We start from the raw sequence: 18,431 nt of genomic DNA, 5'->3' as shown, positions 1-18,431 counted from the left end.
TTACTTTAGGTCGTGAAATATTTTCTAATTTCGCTGTAATGTAACAACCTATGAAATCACTGTCTAAAATTTTACTGTTATCTTCAGCATTGTTTGCTTTTAGCTGTACTTCTCAGAAAAAATCGGAGAAAGCTAAAGTAATGTACAAAACTGATAACCTGTCCATCATTCAACTCTCGGATGGCATTTATCAACACATATCCTATTTAAATACGGATTCCTTTGGAAAAGTGGAATGCAACGGGATGATCGTAAAAGACGGCAATGAAACGGTAATTCTGGATACCCCAACCAACGATACAAGTTCTGCAGAATTGATCACGTGGATCAAAAATAGTCTTCATGCAAAAGTAAATGCCGTTGTTGCAACCCATTTCCATGATGACTGTCTGGGCGGACTGAAAGAATTTGATAAAAATAATATTCCGTCTTACGCCAATAATAAAACCATTGAGTTAGCAAAACAGACTGGCGCTAATGTCCCCGGTCACGGATTCAATGACACCATCACGCTGAATGCCGGAAAACATAAGATTTTTTTGAGATACTTTGGAGAAGGACATACAAAAGATAATGTGGTGGCCTATATTCCCGATGAAAAAGCGATGTTCGGAGGTTGTTTGATCAAAGAAGTGGATGCTACCAAAGGCTATCTGGGCGATGCCAATGTTCAGGCCTGGTCCCAAACCGTTGAAAAAGTAAAAGCCCAATATCCCGATGTTAAAATCGTGATGCCGGGACATGGAGAGATCGGAGGGCAGGAACTGTTAGATTACACTATCAAGCTGTTTAAAAATTAAACTATTTAGCCTGTTCAGGAAATTAGGATTAAAATGGCGGAAGGCTGGAAGTTACTCTCCGTCTTGCCAACTCTGATAAGTAAATGAAATTTGATAAAAAAAATGAAAATCTCTTATTTGGTGTTCCATAACTTCCATCTTCCATCCTCAAACTTCCTTTCTTCAAACTAAACTCTTCCATCAATATATCAACTGACAGCTGATTTTAAATTCTTTACAGGTTTAAAATCAGCTGTTTTTCTTTAATCTTGCTTTCATCAGATAATCATGATAGAAAATATTAATGCAACATTGTTACTTTAATGAAATTTTGTTATACCTTTGTCAAAGCAAAAGAACAAAAGCAAAAAGTTGATCGGTGGAACTATGGTAAACCGTCTCACATCAATCATCATTTATCATTCATCAATCATGAAAAAGTACGACGTTATCATCATAGGAGGAAGTTATGCCGGATTATCGGCCGGAATGTCTTTGGGAAGATCATTAAGAAATGTTCTGATCATTGACAATGGGAAACCATGCAACAGACAGACTCCGCATTCCCATAATTTTATTACCCACGACGGAAAAGCACCAAAGGAAATCTCTGATCTTGCCCGCGAACAGGTTGCCGCATATGACACCATACAGTTTCATGAAGGTTCTGTGGTTAAAGTAAGAAAAACAGACGAAGGCTTTGAAGTAGAAACGTTTGATGGTGAAAAGTTCAATACTAAGAAACTGATCCTGGCTTCAGGGGTGAAAGACCTGATGCCCGATATCCCAGGATTTTCTGAGTGTTGGGGAATTTCAGTGCTGCATTGTCCATACTGCCATGGGTATGAAGTGAAAAATCAGGTGACCGGAATACTTTCCGACGGTGATATGGCTTATGACTTTTCAAAATTGGTGTACAACTTAACGAAAGATCTTTATTTATTGACGAATGGACCATCGGTTCTTTCCAAAGAGCAAAAACATAAACTGGCTGAGAATAATATCATCCTGGTAGAAGATGAAGTTGAAAAAATTGAACATGAAGGTGGGCAAATCCGTAAAATTATTTTCAAAACCGGAAAAGAAATTTCTTTAAAGGCTTTATATGCCAAAATACCCTTTGAACAAAATATCAATGCTTCCGGAGATCTCGGCTGTGAGGTTACGGAGCAGGGATTTATTAAAGTTGACATGATGCAGAAAACAAATATTCCCGGTGTTTTTGCATGTGGAGATAATGTGACCATGATGAGATCTGTCGCTAATGCTATAGCGCAGGGGAATTTTGCCGGAGCAGTAGTCAATAAAGAACTTACAGAAGAAATATTTTAATTTATCCAGTTGGGAAGTGAGGTTGGAAGTTTTGTTCAGACGAATAATTTTCTGACAAAATAAAGGACTTAGTATTTTTTTAGAGTAGTGTAACTTCCTTTTTCCATCCTCTGGCTTCCTTTCTTATCATCTTATTTGGAATTTCATATTCATATATTATAAATTGGTGCGGTCCCTGTAGAAATTTTCTGCAGGGATTTTTTTGCCTGAACTGGGTTCAGGTTGGAAGCTGGAAGAGGGTGTCTGGAAGTTATTATAGGACATTCATTTTCAACAGTTACCTTAAAATTTGATGAGAACAAGTTTAGTCTTTGTGCTTCGAACTTCCTAGCCTGATAAAAATGACTAAAATATTTTGCCGTAAAAATTTATTATCGTAATATTGCGATATAATTAAATGATATGGGAGCTACAAAAACAGATTTTTTTACGGATGAGCAAAACAAAATAGCGGTCATTGCAAAAGCTTTGGGGCATCCGGCGAGAATTGCCATCATTGAATACCTTCTTAAAGTCAATGAATGTATTTGCGGAGATATCGTGAATGAACTTCCCCTTGCGCAGCCTACCGTTTCCCAGCATCTTAAGGAATTAAAAAATGCAGGCTTGATCAAAGGAAATATCGAAGGAAATTCAGTATGCTATTGTATTGATGAAAAAGCTTTTGAAATTTTGAATGCTTTCTTTTCAAACATTATTGCCACGGTGAAAAAGCAGAACTGCTGCTAAAATTTTTTTTGACTTTCATTATCGTAATATTGCATTATAACAATAAAAACAAAAATTTATGAAATTATCAGACATTAAGAACATTTTACCGGCATTGGAGAATGTAGAATTCCAGCTGGAGAACGGAAAATGGGTGCCGGAACACTTCCACGTAACTGAAGTAGGAATGGTAACTAAAAGCTTTATCGACTGCGGGGGAACGGTCAGAAAAGAAGAAAGGGTAAATTTCCAGCTTTGGGATGCCGGTGATTATGAACACCGACTGAAACCCGGAAAGCTGCTTCATATCATTAATTTATCCCAAGAAAAGCTAGGGATCGGAGATTTTGAAATTGAAGTGGAATACCAGGACCAGACGATTGGAAAATATGATCTGGAATTTAATGGTAAAAACTTTGTGTTAAAAAATAAGGTGACCGCCTGTTTGGCTAACGAAGCATGTGGTATTCCTCAGGAAAAGCAGAAGATCAATCTGAGCAAGTTGAAAGCTGATCAAAACTCTTCTTGCACACCGGATTTGGGTTGTTGCTAATATTAACCTAATTATAGTTGAAATGTATCCTAAATTACTACAACATATAGAACAAATTCTTTTGCAGGAGATCAGCGACGAAAGAAAGGCAGTATTGCAGCCCTTAATTGATTTTATAGGAAAGAAAAAAAGAAACCGGGAAGCAATAGATATTAATTTTATCTGTACCCACAATTCACGGAGAAGCCATCTTGCACAGATCTGGGCACAAACAGCAGCAGTTTATTTTAAAATTTCTGATGTACATTGTTATTCCGGAGGTACAGAAACCACAGCTTTGTTTCCCAAAATTGCCGAAACATTCGTGGAAGCCGGTTTTCATATCTGGAAACTAAGTGACAGTGAAAATCCTGTATATGCGGTAAAATATTCTGAAAACGCTCTGCCTGTGATTGGATTTTCGAAAAAGTATGATGATATTTTTAATCCGGAAAGCGGTTTTGCTGCTGTGATGACCTGTTCCCAGGCAGATGGAGGTTGTCCTTTTATTTCAGGGGCAGAGAAACGGATTCCCATTACATTTGAAGATCCGAAAATTTCAGATGGACAACCCACACAAACCGAGACGTATAAAGAAAGAAGCAGGCAGATTGGTGCCGAAATGTTTTATGTTTTTTCCAAAATAAATAATGCAGAATGAAGCCCAAATTAAAACTTCTCGACAGATATCTGACCCTTTGGATCTTTCTGGCAATGCTGACCGGCGTTGGTTTGGGATATTTTTTTCCGGGTATTTCTGTCATGACCAATTCACTTGCGTCGGGTACAACCAATATACCTTTGGCGATCGGACTGATATTCATGATGTATCCGCCATTGGCGAAAGTGGATTATGCTTTATTACCACAAGTGTTCAGGGATAAAAAAGTAATATCCGTTTCGTTAGTATTAAATTGGATCATAGGACCTGTTCTCATGTTTGTATTAGCCGTAATTTTTCTTAAAAATGAGCCGGACTTTATGATCGGGCTGATTCTTATCGGGCTGGCGAGATGTATAGCCATGGTGATTGTCTGGAATGATCTGGCACAGGGAAACCGGGAATATGCCGCTTTGCTGATTGCATTAAACAGCATTTTTCAGATCGTATCCTACAGTTTTCTGGTATGGCTGTTTATCAATGTGCTTCCTCATAAATTAGGGCTTGGGAATTTTAATGTCTCGGTACCCATTGAAGATGTAACGGAAAGTGTTCTGATTTATCTGGGAATTCCCTTTTTAGCAGGTTTTTTAAGCCGTTATTTTCTCACGAAATGGAAAGGAAAAGAATGGTACAGCCGGAAATTCATTCCTATGATCTCACCTGTCACTTTATATGCTTTGTTATTTACGATTGTCTTAATGTTTAGTCTGAAAGGAGATAAAATACTTGAACTGCCCATGGATGTTGTCAAAGTTGCCATTCCGCTGATCATTTATTTTGTACTGATGTTTTTCATTAGCTTTTCGGTCAACAGACTGATCAAAGTTCCTTACGATAAAAACGCTGCTATTGCTTTTACAGCGACAGGAAATAATTTTGAATTGGCCATCGCGGTGAGTATTGCGGTTTTTGGAATTCATTCTTCGCAGGCGTTTGTAGGGGTAATTGGTCCTCTGATAGAAGTTCCGGTATTGATAGTCTTGGTTAAGGCAAGTTTATATCTGAAAAAGAGATACCGGCTGAAGTAAAAGGAATTACGAATAATAGCGGATTCAAACTTAAAACCCGAAATTTTGGTCTAAAATCATACTTTCTGATACAGAAATCTTAAAGTAAATTCCGTACATTTGGGGTGAAAAATTTCAAAAACTAAAAGTAAAATGGACATTATTTTCGACCTGATTGAAAAAGAAAGACAAAGACAAGCCCATGGATTAGAGCTTATTGCGTCAGAAAACTTTGTTTCTGAGAACGTGATGAAAGCAATGGGAAGTGTACTGACCAACAAATATGCTGAAGGATATCCCGGAAAAAGATATTACGGAGGTTGTGAAGTAGTAGATGAGGTTGAAACATTAGCCATCAACAGAGCAAAGGAACTTTTCGGTGTAGACTACGTTAACGTACAGCCGCATTCCGGATCTCAGGCTAATGCTGCCGTTTACCTTGCAGTTTTGAAAGCAGGAGATAAGATCATGGGAATGGACCTTTCAATGGGAGGGCACCTTACTCACGGTTCTGGAGTGAATTTCTCCGGAATTCAGTATCAGGTAGTTTCTTACGGTGTTCAGATAGAAACCGGACTTATAGACTACGATCAGATGAGAGAAGTAGCTTTAAGAGAAAGACCAAAAATGCTGATTGCAGGTTTCTCTGCGTATTCAAGAGATTTGGATTATGCTAAATTCAGAGAGGTTGCAGACGAGATCGGAGCAACGCTTTGGGCTGATATTGCTCACCCGGCTGGTTTAGTGGCTAAAGGGTTATTAAACTCTCCATTCGAGCACTGCCATGTGGTAACTACTACTACTCACAAGACTTTAAGAGGTCCGAGAGGAGGAATGATCATGATGGGCAAAGACTTCGAAAATACGTACGGTCACAAAACACCGAAAGGAGAAACGAAAATGATGAGCCAGGTATTGGACGGAGCCGTATTCCCAGGAATTCAGGGAGGTCCGCTAGAGCACGTTATTGCCGGTAAGGCAGTTGCTTTCGCTGAAGCTATCGACGGTCAATTCGAAACGTATGCTAAGCAGGTTCAAGCCAACGCACAGGCATTATCAAAAGCGATGATCGACAGAGGTTTTGACATTGTAAGCGGAGGTACAGACAACCACTTAATGCTGGTAGATCTTAGAAATAAGAATGTCAATGGAAAAGAAACAGAAAAGGCATTAGTACTTGCAGATATTACCTGTAACAAAAATATGGTTCCTTTTGATGATAAGTCGCCGTTCACTACTTCCGGTATCAGACTGGGAACTGCAGCGATCACCACAAGAGGACTTAAAGAAAATGATATGGATACGATTGCAGGACTTATTTCTGACGTGGTAGACAATATTAAAAATGAAGAAGTAATCGGTTCTGTAAGAAAGAAAGTCAATGAACTGATGGAAGGCAGAGCACTGTTCAACTATTAATTTAACTTTAAACAGTATAATAAAGAATGGGCATCTTGTCCATTCTTTTTCATATCTATTATGGAGAAAAAATCTTTCACTTTTGATGAAATAAAACTGAAGCTGATGAACTACTGCGTTTATCAGGACCGTTGCCATGCAGAAGTTGAACAGAAAATGCGGGAATTCCTGCTGATCGAGGAAGCTAAAGATGAGATCATCCTGTACCTTCTGAAGGAAAATTATCTGAATGAGGAACGGTTTACACGAAGTTATATCAGGGGTAAATTTTACATCAAGCACTGGGGCAGGAATAAGATAAAAATGCACCTGAAGCAGAAACAGATCTCTGAAAAGCTCATTAACAACTGTTTTGATGAAATTCATGAGGATGATTATGACAAAATGATCAGAAAGATATTTGAGGACTATTCCTCCAAACAAAAAGGTTTACAGGAATATCAAAAAAAATCTAAAACGATAAAATATTTAATGAGCCGGGGTTTTGAATATGAGAAAATAGCTGAAACTTTTGATGAGAACTTTTAATTTCAATCTATCGGGAATTAATTATTCATTAATGTTTTGTATAAAAATCGTTAATTGAAGCTGCTTTATTGATTTTTTTTTAGGTCAGCGAGCTTAAACAGGTATATTGATTGCCGATTTTAAATTTTTAAGTTTTTTTTAATGGTATGATTTTTGTCAATGGTTTTTGTCTAGTAGAATAGAATTGTTAGTTTCGCAAACGAATAGGCATGCATAAAAAGAATAAGTCAAATTATTTTGAATTTTAAATAGACAGATCGAATTTTATTTTATTTTTGCATGATTGTATCAGTATTATCTCTAATTTGGATAATCAGATCTTATACCTTATTATAAAAATATGAACACAAATAAAGACAATGTACAGCTCTCTTAGGAAAAAAATATTTGGAGGGGATAATGTTGTCAATCTCTCAGACGTAAGATATCTTCCCAGATGGATCATACTTGTAATTGATATTATTATTTTAGTAATGTCATTATTTGTCTCTACTTATATTATTGAAAAAATTACTCAGAAAGAGTTTATTTATCATGAACAAAAAAGCATTGTCTTTGCTTTTATTATTGTGATAAACACGATGTTTATGTATTTTTTCAAAACATATGCAGGGATAATAAGGCACTCTACGTTTATTGATCTGTTCAAATTGCTGATCTCGTGTTTTTTTACAATGACCGTTGTAGGAATAGTAAACCTGACCTATTTTTGGATCACAGGAGGAAAATTTATATTAACTCCGTTTTTGGTGTTGTATTTTATTATTTCCTTTATGGGGCTGTTTCTCTTCAGATTGTATGTGAAAGAATTTTTTCATGTAGTAAGAGAATACAGAAGAAGCTCTCTTAAAAAGAGAATTCTGGTATTAGGTATTGATGAACAGTCTATTGCGATAGCTCGTGCTATTCTGGATAATCCAAGCCTGCCATATCAGGTAGTAGGTTTTCTTACTCAACGAACGGACTCTAAAAGAGCTTCTCTATTGGGAAAACCTATTTATGAAAAAAGAAGAATAGAAGAAGCAACAAAAGATGACCTTATTATTGATGGGGTTATTATCGTTAAAGAAATGATGTCTAAAGATGAAATGAATTCGTGGGTGAATTTATTTTTAGAAAAAGATCTGAATATATTCAAAGCTCCATCCGTACAGAAATTAAGAGACAGTGATCTGGGAGTTGCGATCAGAAACCTGCAGATTGAAGACCTTCTGAACAGAAAGCCTATAAAAATAGAAAGTGAAGAAGTTAAAAGCAGACACTTCAATAAAAATATACTGGTGACAGGCGGTGCCGGTTCTATCGGTAGCGAAATTGTAAGACAGGTTGCACAGTTTAATCCTGCATTGATTGTTGTTTTAGACCAGGCAGAAACACCACTATATGATATTGAACTTGAAATTAAAGATAAATTTCCTCATATCAGATTTAAATTTGTTTTGGCAGATGTTTCCAGTATACATAGGGTAGAGACGCTGTTTCAGACCTATAATTTTTCAATGGTTTATCACGCTGCTGCCTATAAACATGTTCCTCTGGTAGAAGAAAATCCTAATGAAGCGATCCGTGTGAATGTTTTAGGATCTAAAAATATAGCAGTTTTATCAAGCCGTTATAAAGTAAACAGGTTTGTAATGATCTCTACGGATAAGGCTGTGAATCCCACCAATGTAATGGGGGCTTCCAAAAGAGCTGCTGAATTATTCGTTCAGTCTTTACAGCACGTTGAAGGAAATACCACCAAGTTTATTACCACAAGATTCGGTAATGTTTTAGGATCAAACGGATCGGTTATTCCCCATTTCAAAAAACAAATTGAAGCCGGTGGACCAGTGACGATCACTCATCCGGATATCGTAAGATACTTTATGACCATTCCTGAAGCCTGTGAACTTGTTCTTCATGCTGGAACAATGGGGCAGGGAGGAGAAATCTTTGTCTTTGATATGGGAGAGCCTGTAAAGATCCTGGATCTGGCTCGAAGAATGATTAAACTTTCAGGATTCGAACCCAATATAGATATTAAAATCATCTACACAGGATTAAGACCGGGTGAAAAATTGTATGAAGAGCTGTTAAGTGATAATGCCAAAACACTTCCTACACATAATGAAAAGATTATGATTTCCAAGGATCCGGCCATGACTTTTTCAGAAATAGAAAGCCTGATCAATTTGATTACAGATGCTTCAGTATTGAAGGATAAAGTAGAAGTAGTAAAGATTTTGAAAACAATTGTTCCTGAATTTAAGAGTAATAATTCGGTCTACGAAGTATTAGATAAATAGAAAAATATAAATGTATATTTGTACAATTTTAAAATATGAAGAGTAAATTATTGGCAATATCTCTGGCATTATCATTGGCCTCATGCAAGACCAATCAAAATGCACATAATGACCTTAATTATATGCAGAATATAGAGAAGGTAGCCCTAGAATCATCTGCAAAAAACTCTAAATCTACAATACAGGCTGGTGATCAGCTGGTTATTCTGATTACGGCAAAAGATATGGATGTGGTAAAACCATTCAACCAAAATTACTCATCTTCCGAACTAGTTCAGAGTAATATTTTTGCTGGAAGTAATACTCCTAATCAGGGAGCAACGCTTATTACAGGGCCTACCTATATTGTAGATGCAAATGGAGATATTGACTTTCCTATACTGGGAAAACTTAATACAGCCAATAAAAATCTGGTGGAGTTTAAAGATGAGCTGAGAGAGCGAATGACTAAATTTGTTATTAATCCCTCAGTGAATATAAGACTTGCAAATTTTAAAGTGACTATATTAGGAGAAGTTAACAGGCAGGGAGATTATGTCATAGCAAACGGCCAGGCAACCATCTTGAATGCTCTGGGACTTGCCGGAGATCTTACCATGTATGGAAAAAGAGAAGAGATATTGGTTATAAGAACGGAAAACGGGGTAATTAGCCATGGTAAAATAAACATTCTTGATGCTGATCTTATCAATTCTCCGTATTATAATCTTAAGCAGGGAGATGCCATTATTGTTTCTTCAAACAATACAAAAGACCTTATCGCAAAACAAAATCCAAATACAGGACTTATCTTAACTGCCGTTTCTATCGGAGTGACAGCTATTGCTGTCGTAGTAAGTTTATTTAATAAGAAATAAAAAAAATTGATGGACCACCAGCAATCTTCCACACTTTCAGAAGCAGAAAGCAACTCAAATGTAAATATTAGTGAAATTATAAAGCCATATCTGCGAAAGTGGCCTTGGTTTGTAGCAAGTGCTTTTATTGCACTTGTGCTAGGTTATATTTCACTGAAATTTATGGTTCCTGTATATGATGTACAGTCTACTATACTTATAAAAGATGCTAAAAACTCTTCTTCCCCTGTAGCAACAGACTTAGGCGTCCTACCTGATCTTTCAGGTATTGGAGGGCTGAAGACAAATAGTATTGCTAATGAAATAGAAATCCTGAAGTCAAAGAAAATGATGAGAGAAGTAGTCATTAATCAGAATCTTCAGACCAATATTTCTGCAAAAGGAAAGTTTACCACTCTTGAACTATATAAAGAAACTTCTCCTATTGAGGTTAAAATAATTTCTGAGAAACCAGGGAAATCTTCAAATAATGGATTGAAATTGGCTATAAATGGAGAAAAGCTTACTTTAAGTTCTGAAAAACTTCCTAAAGAAATTAGTACTACATACGGGAGAACAATTAGTCTTCCTTATGCTAATATCATAATTACTAAAAATCCAAAATTTGATCCTTCTACGGTAAAAGGAGTGGATATTAAAAATCTGGAACTTTATATTTCCACGGTAGAGGCAAAAGTAAATAGTCTTCAGGGGCCTCTTAATGTGGCTTTGGCTACTAAAGATGCAACGGTACTTAAGCTTGGGTACAAGTATCCGCAGGTTTCGAAAGCTAAAGATATATTGGATAACCTGGTAATGTCTTATAATAATGATGCAATTTCAGACAAAAACTCTGAGTCAAAAAAAACATTGGATTTTATTGAAGACAGAATCAAGAAGCTATCAGGAGAGCTTGGTGAGGTAGAAAACCAAAAAGAAAGTTTTAAATCAAGAAATAACCTTACGGATCTTGAGACTGAAGCCAAAATCAATTTGGAAAGTTCTGCAGCTGCAAGAGCAAAACAGATGGATGTTGATGCACAAGTGGAATTAACAGATGCTCTTATTGGATATGTTTCCAAGCAGGGACAATATCAGGTGTTACCTGCCAACGTAGGATTAAATAATCCTGAAGCTATATCTGGGATTTCCACTTATAACCAATTAGTATTACAGAGAAATAGGCTTTTGGAGTCGGCAACCTCTGAAAACCCTGCTGTAGTAGATGTTACTAAACAGATTACTTCCATGCGTTCATCTATTATGCAGAGTTTGCAGAGGAATAAAGTTGGTCTTGAACTGGCAAGAAATGAATATTTGGGGGAACAGAATAAGGTGTCAGGAAAAATTTCTAAACTTCCCTCTATCGAAAAAATGTTCAGAAGTATTGAGAGACAGCAGCAGATTAAAGAAAATCTCTACCTGCTTTTACTTCAGAAGAGAGAAGAAACAGCTATTTCTCAGTCTATTATGGCTCCTAAAGCAAAAGTGGTAGATGCAGCATATGCCTCTCCCGGACCGGTATCTCCTAAAAGCAGTGTGATCCTTATTGCTGCGTTAGTGATAGGATTAATGGTGCCATTTATTTTTATATACCTATCGCAGCTTCTTAATAATAAAATCGTTACGAAACATGATCTTGAGAAATTGGTACATGCTCCGGTCATAGCAGAGCTTCCCAGTCTTGAAAAAGGAGATTCGGATATTGTTCAGATGAATGATATCACTCCAATGGCAGAAGCCTTCAGAATTCTTATTACCAATATGAACTTTATGTTACCTAAAGAGAAGAAAGGTAAAATAGTGTTTGTAACATCTACTGTAAAAGGTGAGGGTAAAACATTTGCTTCAGTGAACCTAGCATTGACTTTGGCTAACCCAAAGAAAAGAGCTATTATCATCGGATCTGATATCAGAAATCCACAGCTTCAGAGATATAATCCTGCTCGAAAAGGGCTTACAGGACTCACAGAATATCTTTATAGCGGGCAGACAAAACTGGAGGATGTGATAAATGTATCATCTTTTAATCCTAATTTGGATGTAATATATTCAGGAATGATTCCTCCTAATCCTACAGAACTTCTGTCTAATGGACGATATGAGAATCTTTTAGAAGAATTAAAAGAGAAGTATGATTACATTATTCTGGATACAGCGCCACTTCTTCTGGTAACAGATACGTTCCTGATTGCTGAACTTGCTGATGTTATCATTTATGTGACGAGATCTAAGTATACTGAAAAAACATTGATGGAATTTGCAAATAGCAATATTGATGAGAACAAGATCAAAAATGTTGGATTTGTCCTTAACGATGTAAGCAGAGAAAATTTAGGGTACAGCAACAAATATGGCTATGGATATAATAACCACAAGGAACATACATGGTTTGAAAAAATTAAAAATAAATTTAGCTAATGATGAAAACATATAAAATAGCTGTTATTGGTCAGGGCTATGTAGGCCTTCCATTATCTCTTGAATTTGCCGGCCATTATCCCGTATTAGGTTTTGATATCAATACACAGCGTGTAGATCAGCTTAACGATGGAGAAGATATCACACTGGAGGCAGATCTTGATAAGCTTAATAATGGGCTTAAAAAATACAAAGAGTCGAATGGTAATTTAGGATATAAAGCGACTAGCCAATTATCTGAAATTGCTGATGCCAATGTTTTTATCGTAACAGTTCCAACACCTATAGACAGATATAATGCTCCAGACTTAAATCCTCTGATTTCCGCATCCAAAATGCTTGGAGAGATCATAAAGAAAGGTGATATTGTTATTTATGAATCTACGGTTTTTCCTGGCTGTACAGAAGAAGAATGTGTACCGGTTCTGGAAAAACATTCAGGTCTTACATTTAATGAAGACTTCTTTGTAGGCTATTCTCCGGAAAGAATTAATCCTGGTGATAAAGTAAACACGCTTACCAGTGTGAAAAAAGTAACTTCGGGATCTACCGAAGAAATTGCTGAAGAAGTAGACCAGTTATATAAAAAAATTATTACTGCGGGAACGCATAAGGCATCCAGTCTTAAAGTGGCGGAAGCTTCTAAAGCGATTGAAAACGCACAGCGTGATGTGAACATTTCTTTCGTAAACGAACTTGCTTTAATTTTCGATCGAATTGGTATTGATACCAATGATGTACTGGAAGCTGCAGGAACAAAATATAACTTCCTTAAATATAAACCGGGATTAGTAGGAGGTCACTGCATCTCAGTAGATCCATACTATCTGGCGCATAAAGCTGAACAGTTAGGTTACCATCCTGATGTTATTTTATCAGGGAGACGAGTTAATGACTCCATTGCAAAATTTGTGGCTTCTAAAGTGGTAAAACTTCTTATTGCTAAAGGAGGAGTAATTAAAGATTCAAATGCACTGATTTTAGGAGTTACCTTTAAAGAAAACTGTCCGGATGTAAGAAATACAAAGGTGGTGGACATCTATAAAGAACTTAAGGATTATGGTGTAAACGTGGATATTTACGATCCTTGGGCTAGTAAAGAAGAAGTAAAACATGAATATGGAATTGATATTCTGGGCGCTCTTCAGGAAGGAAAAAAATATGACTCATTGGTGATTGCCGTTTCTCACAACGAATTCCTTGAAATGGACCTTAATACCTTGAAGAAAGAAAATGCAGTGGTTTTTGATACCAAAGCATGTTTAGACAGAAATTTGGTAGACGCAAGATTATAATCAGATATGAACTATGACATCATCATCGTTGGTGCAGGCCTTGTAGGTCTTGCTACAGCATATCAGGCTAAACTTAAGAATCCGGGTTCTAAGATTCTTGTTTTAGAAAAAGAAAAAGATGTTGCGCTGCACCAGTCAGGTCACAACAGCGGAGTGATTCATAGTGGAATATATTACAAGCCGGGAAGTCTTAAAGCAAAAAACTGCATCGAGGGTTATAATACCGTGATCAATTTTGCCGAAAAGTATGGAATCAAGTATGATCTCTGCGGTAAAATCATTGTGGCTTCATCGCAGGAAGAACTTCTCCTGCTGGACAACATCTATAAAAGAGGGGTTGAAAACGGACTTAAAGACCTTCAATACCTTTCAAGAGATGAGTTCAGAGAAATAGAACCGCATTGCGAAGGAATCAGAGCCATTAAAGTTCCGCAGACAGGAATTATAGATTACCCCGGAATAGCTAAGAAAATAAAAGAACTTTTTGAAGATCTTGGCGGTGAAGTTAAATTCAACACTGAAGTTAAAGGCATTACCAATACAGGTTCAGAAATTATTGTCAAAACCAATACGGCTGAATTTAATGGCAAAAAGCTGGTTTCATGCGCAGGGCTTTATTCAGATAAATTGACAAAAATGACCAACAAAGAGAACGATGTGATCATTATTCCTTTCAGAGGAGAATATTATAAAATTAAGGATGAGAAAAAACACCTGGTAAAACATCTTATTTACCCGGTTCCGGATCCCAGTTTCCCATTTTTGGGCGTTCATTTTACCAGAATGATTGACGGTAATATTGAAGCCGGCCCGAATGCTGTTTTAGCCTTTAAAAAAGAAGGATACAGTTTTTTTGACTTTAATTTTGAAGAGACCATGCAGACTTTGATGTGGCCTGGTTTCAGAAAAATTGTCGCCAAATACGGAAAAACCGGAATGGGAGAAATGCACCGCTCTCTTTCCAAATCTGCATTTACAAAAGCACTGCAGAAACTGATGCCGGAAATACAGGAAAGTGACCTTGTTCCGGGAGGTTCAGGAGTAAGAGCTCAGGCATGTGACAGAAACGGGGGATTGATTGATGATTTTGATATCGTGAAAAACGGAAATATTATTCATGTAAGAAATGCTCCTTCGCCTGCTGCCACATCATGTCTTTCTATAGGAAACAAAATTAGCGAACTGATAGAAAATTAAACTCCGTCATCAACAAACGGAATTCAACACCTATTATATTACATATGAAAATTCAGATGGTTGACCTTAAAGGTCAATATGAAAAAATAAAGACTGAGGTAGACGCAGGTATTCAGGATTGTATCAATAATACGGCATTTATCAATGGTCCTGCAGTGAAAGAATTTCAGCAGGATTTCGAAAAATACCTGAATGTAAAGCACGTTATTCCTTGTGCTAACGGAACAGATGCGCTGCAGATTGCCATGATGGCTCTTGGCCTGAAACCTGGCGAAGAAATCATCTGTCCGGCATTTACTTATGTAGCGACTGCTGAAGTAATGGGACTTCTTGGACTGATACCTATCATGGTAGATGTCAATGAAGATACTTTTGATATTCAGCTTGAAGGCCTGGAAAAATACCTTACGCCCAATACCAAAGCCATTGTTCCCGTTCATTTATACGGACAAAGTGCAGATATGGAGAAAATTCTTGCATTTGCAGAGAAACACAGTCTCTTTGTGATTGAGGATAATGCCCAGGCTATCGGTTCCGACTATACTTTTTCCGATGGGACTGTTAAAAAAACCGGAACGATAGGACATATCGGATGTACATCATTCTTTCCTTCAAAAAATCTAGGTTGCTACGGTGATGGAGGTGCTCTAATGACTAATGATGACGAAATAGCTTTAAAAATAAGAATGATCGCCAACCACGGGCAGGAAAAGAAATACCACCATAAAGTTTTAGGATGTAATTCCAGATTGGATACTATTCAGGCAGCGGTTTTAAAAGTAAAACTTACGCATCTCGATGAATATTCTGCAGCCAGAAATAAAATGGCGGATTATTACGATGAAAATTTAGCCGGTATCTCCGAAATTTTTGTTCCTAAAAGAGCTGAAAATTCAACCCACGTTTTCCATCAGTATACCCTTAAAGTAAAAAACGGAAAAAGAGACGGGCTGCAGAAATATCTTGCAGAAAAAAATATTCCAAGTATGGTATATTATCCGTTGCCACTTTACAGACAGGAAGCTTTCCAGCAGTATGTACAGGATGGATTCAGCCTTCCGGTGACAGAACAGTTATGCTCAGAGGTGATTTCACTTCCGGTTCATACAGAATTTGATCAGGAGGTTTTGGATTATATCATCTCAGAGATTAAAAATTATTTTAACTCATAAAAAAATAAATATGTCGGATTTTTTTGCACACGAAACAGCTGTTATTGATGAAGGATGTCAGATAGGAGCCGGAAGTAAAATTTGGCACTTTTCACACCTTATGCCCGGTTGTATTCTTGGAGAGAAATGCAATATAGGACAGAACGTAGTGATTTCCCCTAAAGTGGTTTTGGGAATGAACGTAAAAGTTCAGAATAATGTATCGATCTACGAAGGAGTTACCTGTGACGATGACGTTTTTCTTGGACCCTCAATGGTTTTTACCAATGTGATCAACCCGAGGAGCGCTGTTAACAGAAAAAATGAATACCTCAAAACACATGTAGGGAAAGGAGCATCTATAGGAGCTAATGCAACGATTGTCTGCGGACACAATATTGGTCAGTATGCCTTTATTGGAGCAGGAGCTGTGGTGACGAAAGAAGTTCCGGATTACGCTCTGGTAGTAGGAAATCCGGCAAGACATATGGGATGGATGAGCGAATTCGGACAACGTCTTCATTTTGACGATCAAGGGATCGCTGTGTGTGATGAGAGCGGAGAACAATACAGATTAGAAAATAATAAAGTTTCGAAAATTTAAAAAAATACAGATGTCTGATAAAATAAAATTTGCAGTAGTAGGCTGCGGGCATATCGGGAAAAGACATGCCGAGATGATTTCAAGAAATCCGGAATGTGAACTGGTTGCTCTGATTGACGTAAAAGATAAATCATTGTTAGGAATAGAAACGTATGACGTTCCTTTTTTTGCATCATTGGATGCATTTCTAAATTCAGGTATTGAAGCGGATATCATCAATATTGCTTCCCCGAACGGATTCCACTTTGAGCAGGCTCACCAGGTGGTAGCTGCCGGAAAACATGTCGTGGTAGAAAAACCGATGACTCTTAATAAGCAGGATGCGGAACAGCTGATTTTTCAGGCGCTTCACAAGCATAAGCAGGTATTTGCCGTAATGCAGAACCGTTATTCTCCGCCTTCAGCATGGATCAAAGAAATTGTAGAAAGCGGAAAGCTTGGAAAAATATTTATGGTACAGTTAAACTGTTACTGGAACCGTGACGACAGATATTACAAGCCTGAATCATGGCATGGAAAGAAAGATCTGGACGGCGGAACTCTGTTTACCCAGTTTTCTCACTTTATTGATATCATGTACTGGCTTTTTGGAGATATTACCAATATTCAGGCAAAATTTGCAGATTTCAACCATAAGGACCTTACAGATTTTGAAGATTCAGGTTTTATCAGTTTTGACTTTGTCAATGGCGGAATGGGATCATTGAACTATTCCACTTCAGTATGGAATCAGAACCTTGAAAGCTCCATGACCATCATTGCAGAAAACGGTGCAGTAAAAATCGGTGGCCAGTATATGGACAAAGTAGAGGTTTGTAACGTTAAAGATTACGAAATGCCAGTACTGGCGCCTACTAATCCTGGAAATGATTACGGTGCTTACAAAGGATCTGCAGCCAACCACCATTACATCATCGAAAACGTAGTAGATGTACTGAAAGGCAGAAATACGATTACTACCAATGCCCTTGAAGGCTTGAAAGTAGTGGATATTATTGAAAGAATTTATGCACTGAAAAAAAACGACAATTATGAGCAACTTTAAGAAAGTATTAGTTTTGGCACCGCATACAGATGACGGTGAACTGGGAGCCGGAGGATTTATTTCCAAATTAATTGAAGACGGAGCAGAAGTTTATTATATGGCTTTTTCTACAGCTGAAGAGTCCGTACCGGAAGGTTTTCCAAAGGATATTCTGAAAACTGAAGTAAGAGCTGCAACCAAAGTATTGGGAGTGAAAGATGAGAATGTTATCATTTTTAACTATCAGGTAAGAAAGCTTAACTATGCAAGACAGGAGATATTAGAAGAACTGATCAGGTTTAAAAGAGTACACAATGATATTGATCTTGTGTTGTTGCCAAGTATAAATGATATTCATCAGGATCACTCTACCATAGCGAACGAAGGAATCAGAGCTTTTAAAACCAAATCCATCTTCAGCTATGAGTTGATATGGAATAACCTGTCGTTCAATACACAGAGTTATATCTCGTTAGAAGAAAAACATATTAATAAGAAAATAGACGCCTTGAAGGAATATAAATCTCAGGGATTCAGAGATTACTTAAGTGCTGATTTTATCAGATCTTTAGCGGTTGCCAGAGGGGTGCAGTTCGGAGTGAAATACGCTGAAACTTTTGAAGTGGTAAGACTTTCAATAAAATAA

17 protein-coding genes are annotated in these 18,431 nt (G+C 37.1%); all 17 read left to right on the top strand.

Features of this window, described 5'->3' with window-relative positions:
* Positions 1-50: 50 nt before the first annotated feature.
* The 17 genes from bla to LC419_RS03965 all read left to right on the top strand — a co-directional run bounded on the left by bla (position 51) and on the right by LC419_RS03965 (position 18,431).
* Positions 51-800 carry a subclass B1 metallo-beta-lactamase gene (bla, locus tag LC419_RS04045; protein WP_223606143.1) on the top strand — a complete coding sequence of 250 codons (750 nt, stop codon included), beginning with the start codon at positions 51-53 and terminating at the stop codon, positions 798-800.
* A 411-nt stretch (positions 801-1,211) separates the two neighbouring features.
* The gene (locus LC419_RS04040) at positions 1,212-2,111 is read left to right on the top strand and encodes an NAD(P)/FAD-dependent oxidoreductase (protein ID WP_223606142.1); all 900 of its coding nucleotides are present in this window, start codon (positions 1,212-1,214) and stop codon (positions 2,109-2,111) included.
* Between the two features lie 402 nt (positions 2,112-2,513).
* Complete coding sequence (locus tag LC419_RS04035) at positions 2,514-2,840, top strand: helix-turn-helix transcriptional regulator (RefSeq protein ID WP_223606141.1); 327 nt, start codon at positions 2,514-2,516, stop codon at positions 2,838-2,840.
* A 58-nt stretch (positions 2,841-2,898) separates the two neighbouring features.
* Positions 2,899-3,372 (top strand): DUF6428 family protein, encoded by a 474-nt coding sequence (locus tag LC419_RS04030; RefSeq protein ID WP_223606140.1) that lies wholly within the window; start codon positions 2,899-2,901, stop codon positions 3,370-3,372.
* Positions 3,373-3,394: 22 nt separating this feature from the next.
* Positions 3,395-4,012, top strand: coding sequence for a low molecular weight phosphatase family protein (locus tag LC419_RS04025; protein WP_223606139.1), 618 nt, complete (start codon positions 3,395-3,397; stop codon positions 4,010-4,012).
* Positions 4,009-5,043, top strand: coding sequence for an ACR3 family arsenite efflux transporter (gene arsB / locus LC419_RS04020; protein WP_223606138.1), 1,035 nt, complete (start codon positions 4,009-4,011; stop codon positions 5,041-5,043). The genes LC419_RS04025 and arsB overlap by 4 nt, the downstream gene beginning before the upstream one ends.
* Before the next feature lie 132 nt (positions 5,044-5,175).
* Complete coding sequence (glyA, locus tag LC419_RS04015) at positions 5,176-6,441, top strand: serine hydroxymethyltransferase (RefSeq protein ID WP_223606137.1); 1,266 nt, start codon at positions 5,176-5,178, stop codon at positions 6,439-6,441.
* 60 nt (positions 6,442-6,501) lie between these two features.
* Complete coding sequence (locus LC419_RS04010) at positions 6,502-6,969, top strand: regulatory protein RecX (protein WP_223606136.1); 468 nt, start codon at positions 6,502-6,504, stop codon at positions 6,967-6,969.
* 359 nt (positions 6,970-7,328) lie between these two features.
* Positions 7,329-9,257, top strand: coding sequence for a nucleoside-diphosphate sugar epimerase/dehydratase (locus LC419_RS04005; protein WP_223606135.1), 1,929 nt, complete (start codon positions 7,329-7,331; stop codon positions 9,255-9,257).
* A 35-nt stretch (positions 9,258-9,292) separates the two neighbouring features.
* Positions 9,293-10,114, top strand: coding sequence for a polysaccharide biosynthesis/export family protein (locus LC419_RS04000; RefSeq protein WP_223606134.1), 822 nt, complete (start codon positions 9,293-9,295; stop codon positions 10,112-10,114).
* A gap of 9 nt (positions 10,115-10,123) precedes the next feature.
* Positions 10,124-12,514, top strand: a complete 2,391-nt coding sequence (locus LC419_RS03995; RefSeq protein ID WP_223606133.1) for a polysaccharide biosynthesis tyrosine autokinase — start codon at positions 10,124-10,126, stop codon at positions 12,512-12,514.
* On the top strand, positions 12,514-13,809 hold the full coding sequence (locus tag LC419_RS03990; RefSeq protein ID WP_223606132.1) for a nucleotide sugar dehydrogenase: 1,296 nt from the start codon (positions 12,514-12,516) through the stop codon (positions 13,807-13,809). The genes LC419_RS03995 and LC419_RS03990 overlap by 1 nt, the downstream gene beginning before the upstream one ends.
* A gap of 6 nt (positions 13,810-13,815) precedes the next feature.
* Positions 13,816-15,006 carry an L-2-hydroxyglutarate oxidase gene (gene lhgO / locus LC419_RS03985; protein WP_223606131.1) on the top strand — a complete coding sequence of 397 codons (1,191 nt, stop codon included), beginning with the start codon at positions 13,816-13,818 and terminating at the stop codon, positions 15,004-15,006.
* Positions 15,007-15,050: 44 nt separating this feature from the next.
* Positions 15,051-16,178, top strand: coding sequence for a DegT/DnrJ/EryC1/StrS aminotransferase family protein (locus tag LC419_RS03980; protein WP_223606130.1), 1,128 nt, complete (start codon positions 15,051-15,053; stop codon positions 16,176-16,178).
* Between the two features lie 10 nt (positions 16,179-16,188).
* Positions 16,189-16,761, top strand: a complete 573-nt coding sequence (locus LC419_RS03975) for an acyltransferase (protein ID WP_223606129.1) — start codon at positions 16,189-16,191, stop codon at positions 16,759-16,761.
* A 10-nt stretch (positions 16,762-16,771) separates the two neighbouring features.
* Positions 16,772-17,806, top strand: a complete 1,035-nt coding sequence (locus tag LC419_RS03970) for a Gfo/Idh/MocA family protein (RefSeq protein WP_223606128.1) — start codon at positions 16,772-16,774, stop codon at positions 17,804-17,806.
* Positions 17,793-18,431: a PIG-L deacetylase family protein gene (locus LC419_RS03965; RefSeq protein WP_223606127.1), complete on the top strand. Its 639-nt coding sequence runs from the start codon at positions 17,793-17,795 to the stop codon at positions 18,429-18,431. The genes LC419_RS03970 and LC419_RS03965 overlap by 14 nt, the downstream gene beginning before the upstream one ends.

The sequence above is a fragment of the Chryseobacterium sp. OSA05B genome, assembly GCF_019970065.1.
GTDB lineage: Bacteria > Bacteroidota > Bacteroidia > Flavobacteriales > Weeksellaceae > Chryseobacterium.
This window is presented reverse-complemented; position numbering and strand designations above follow the sequence as displayed.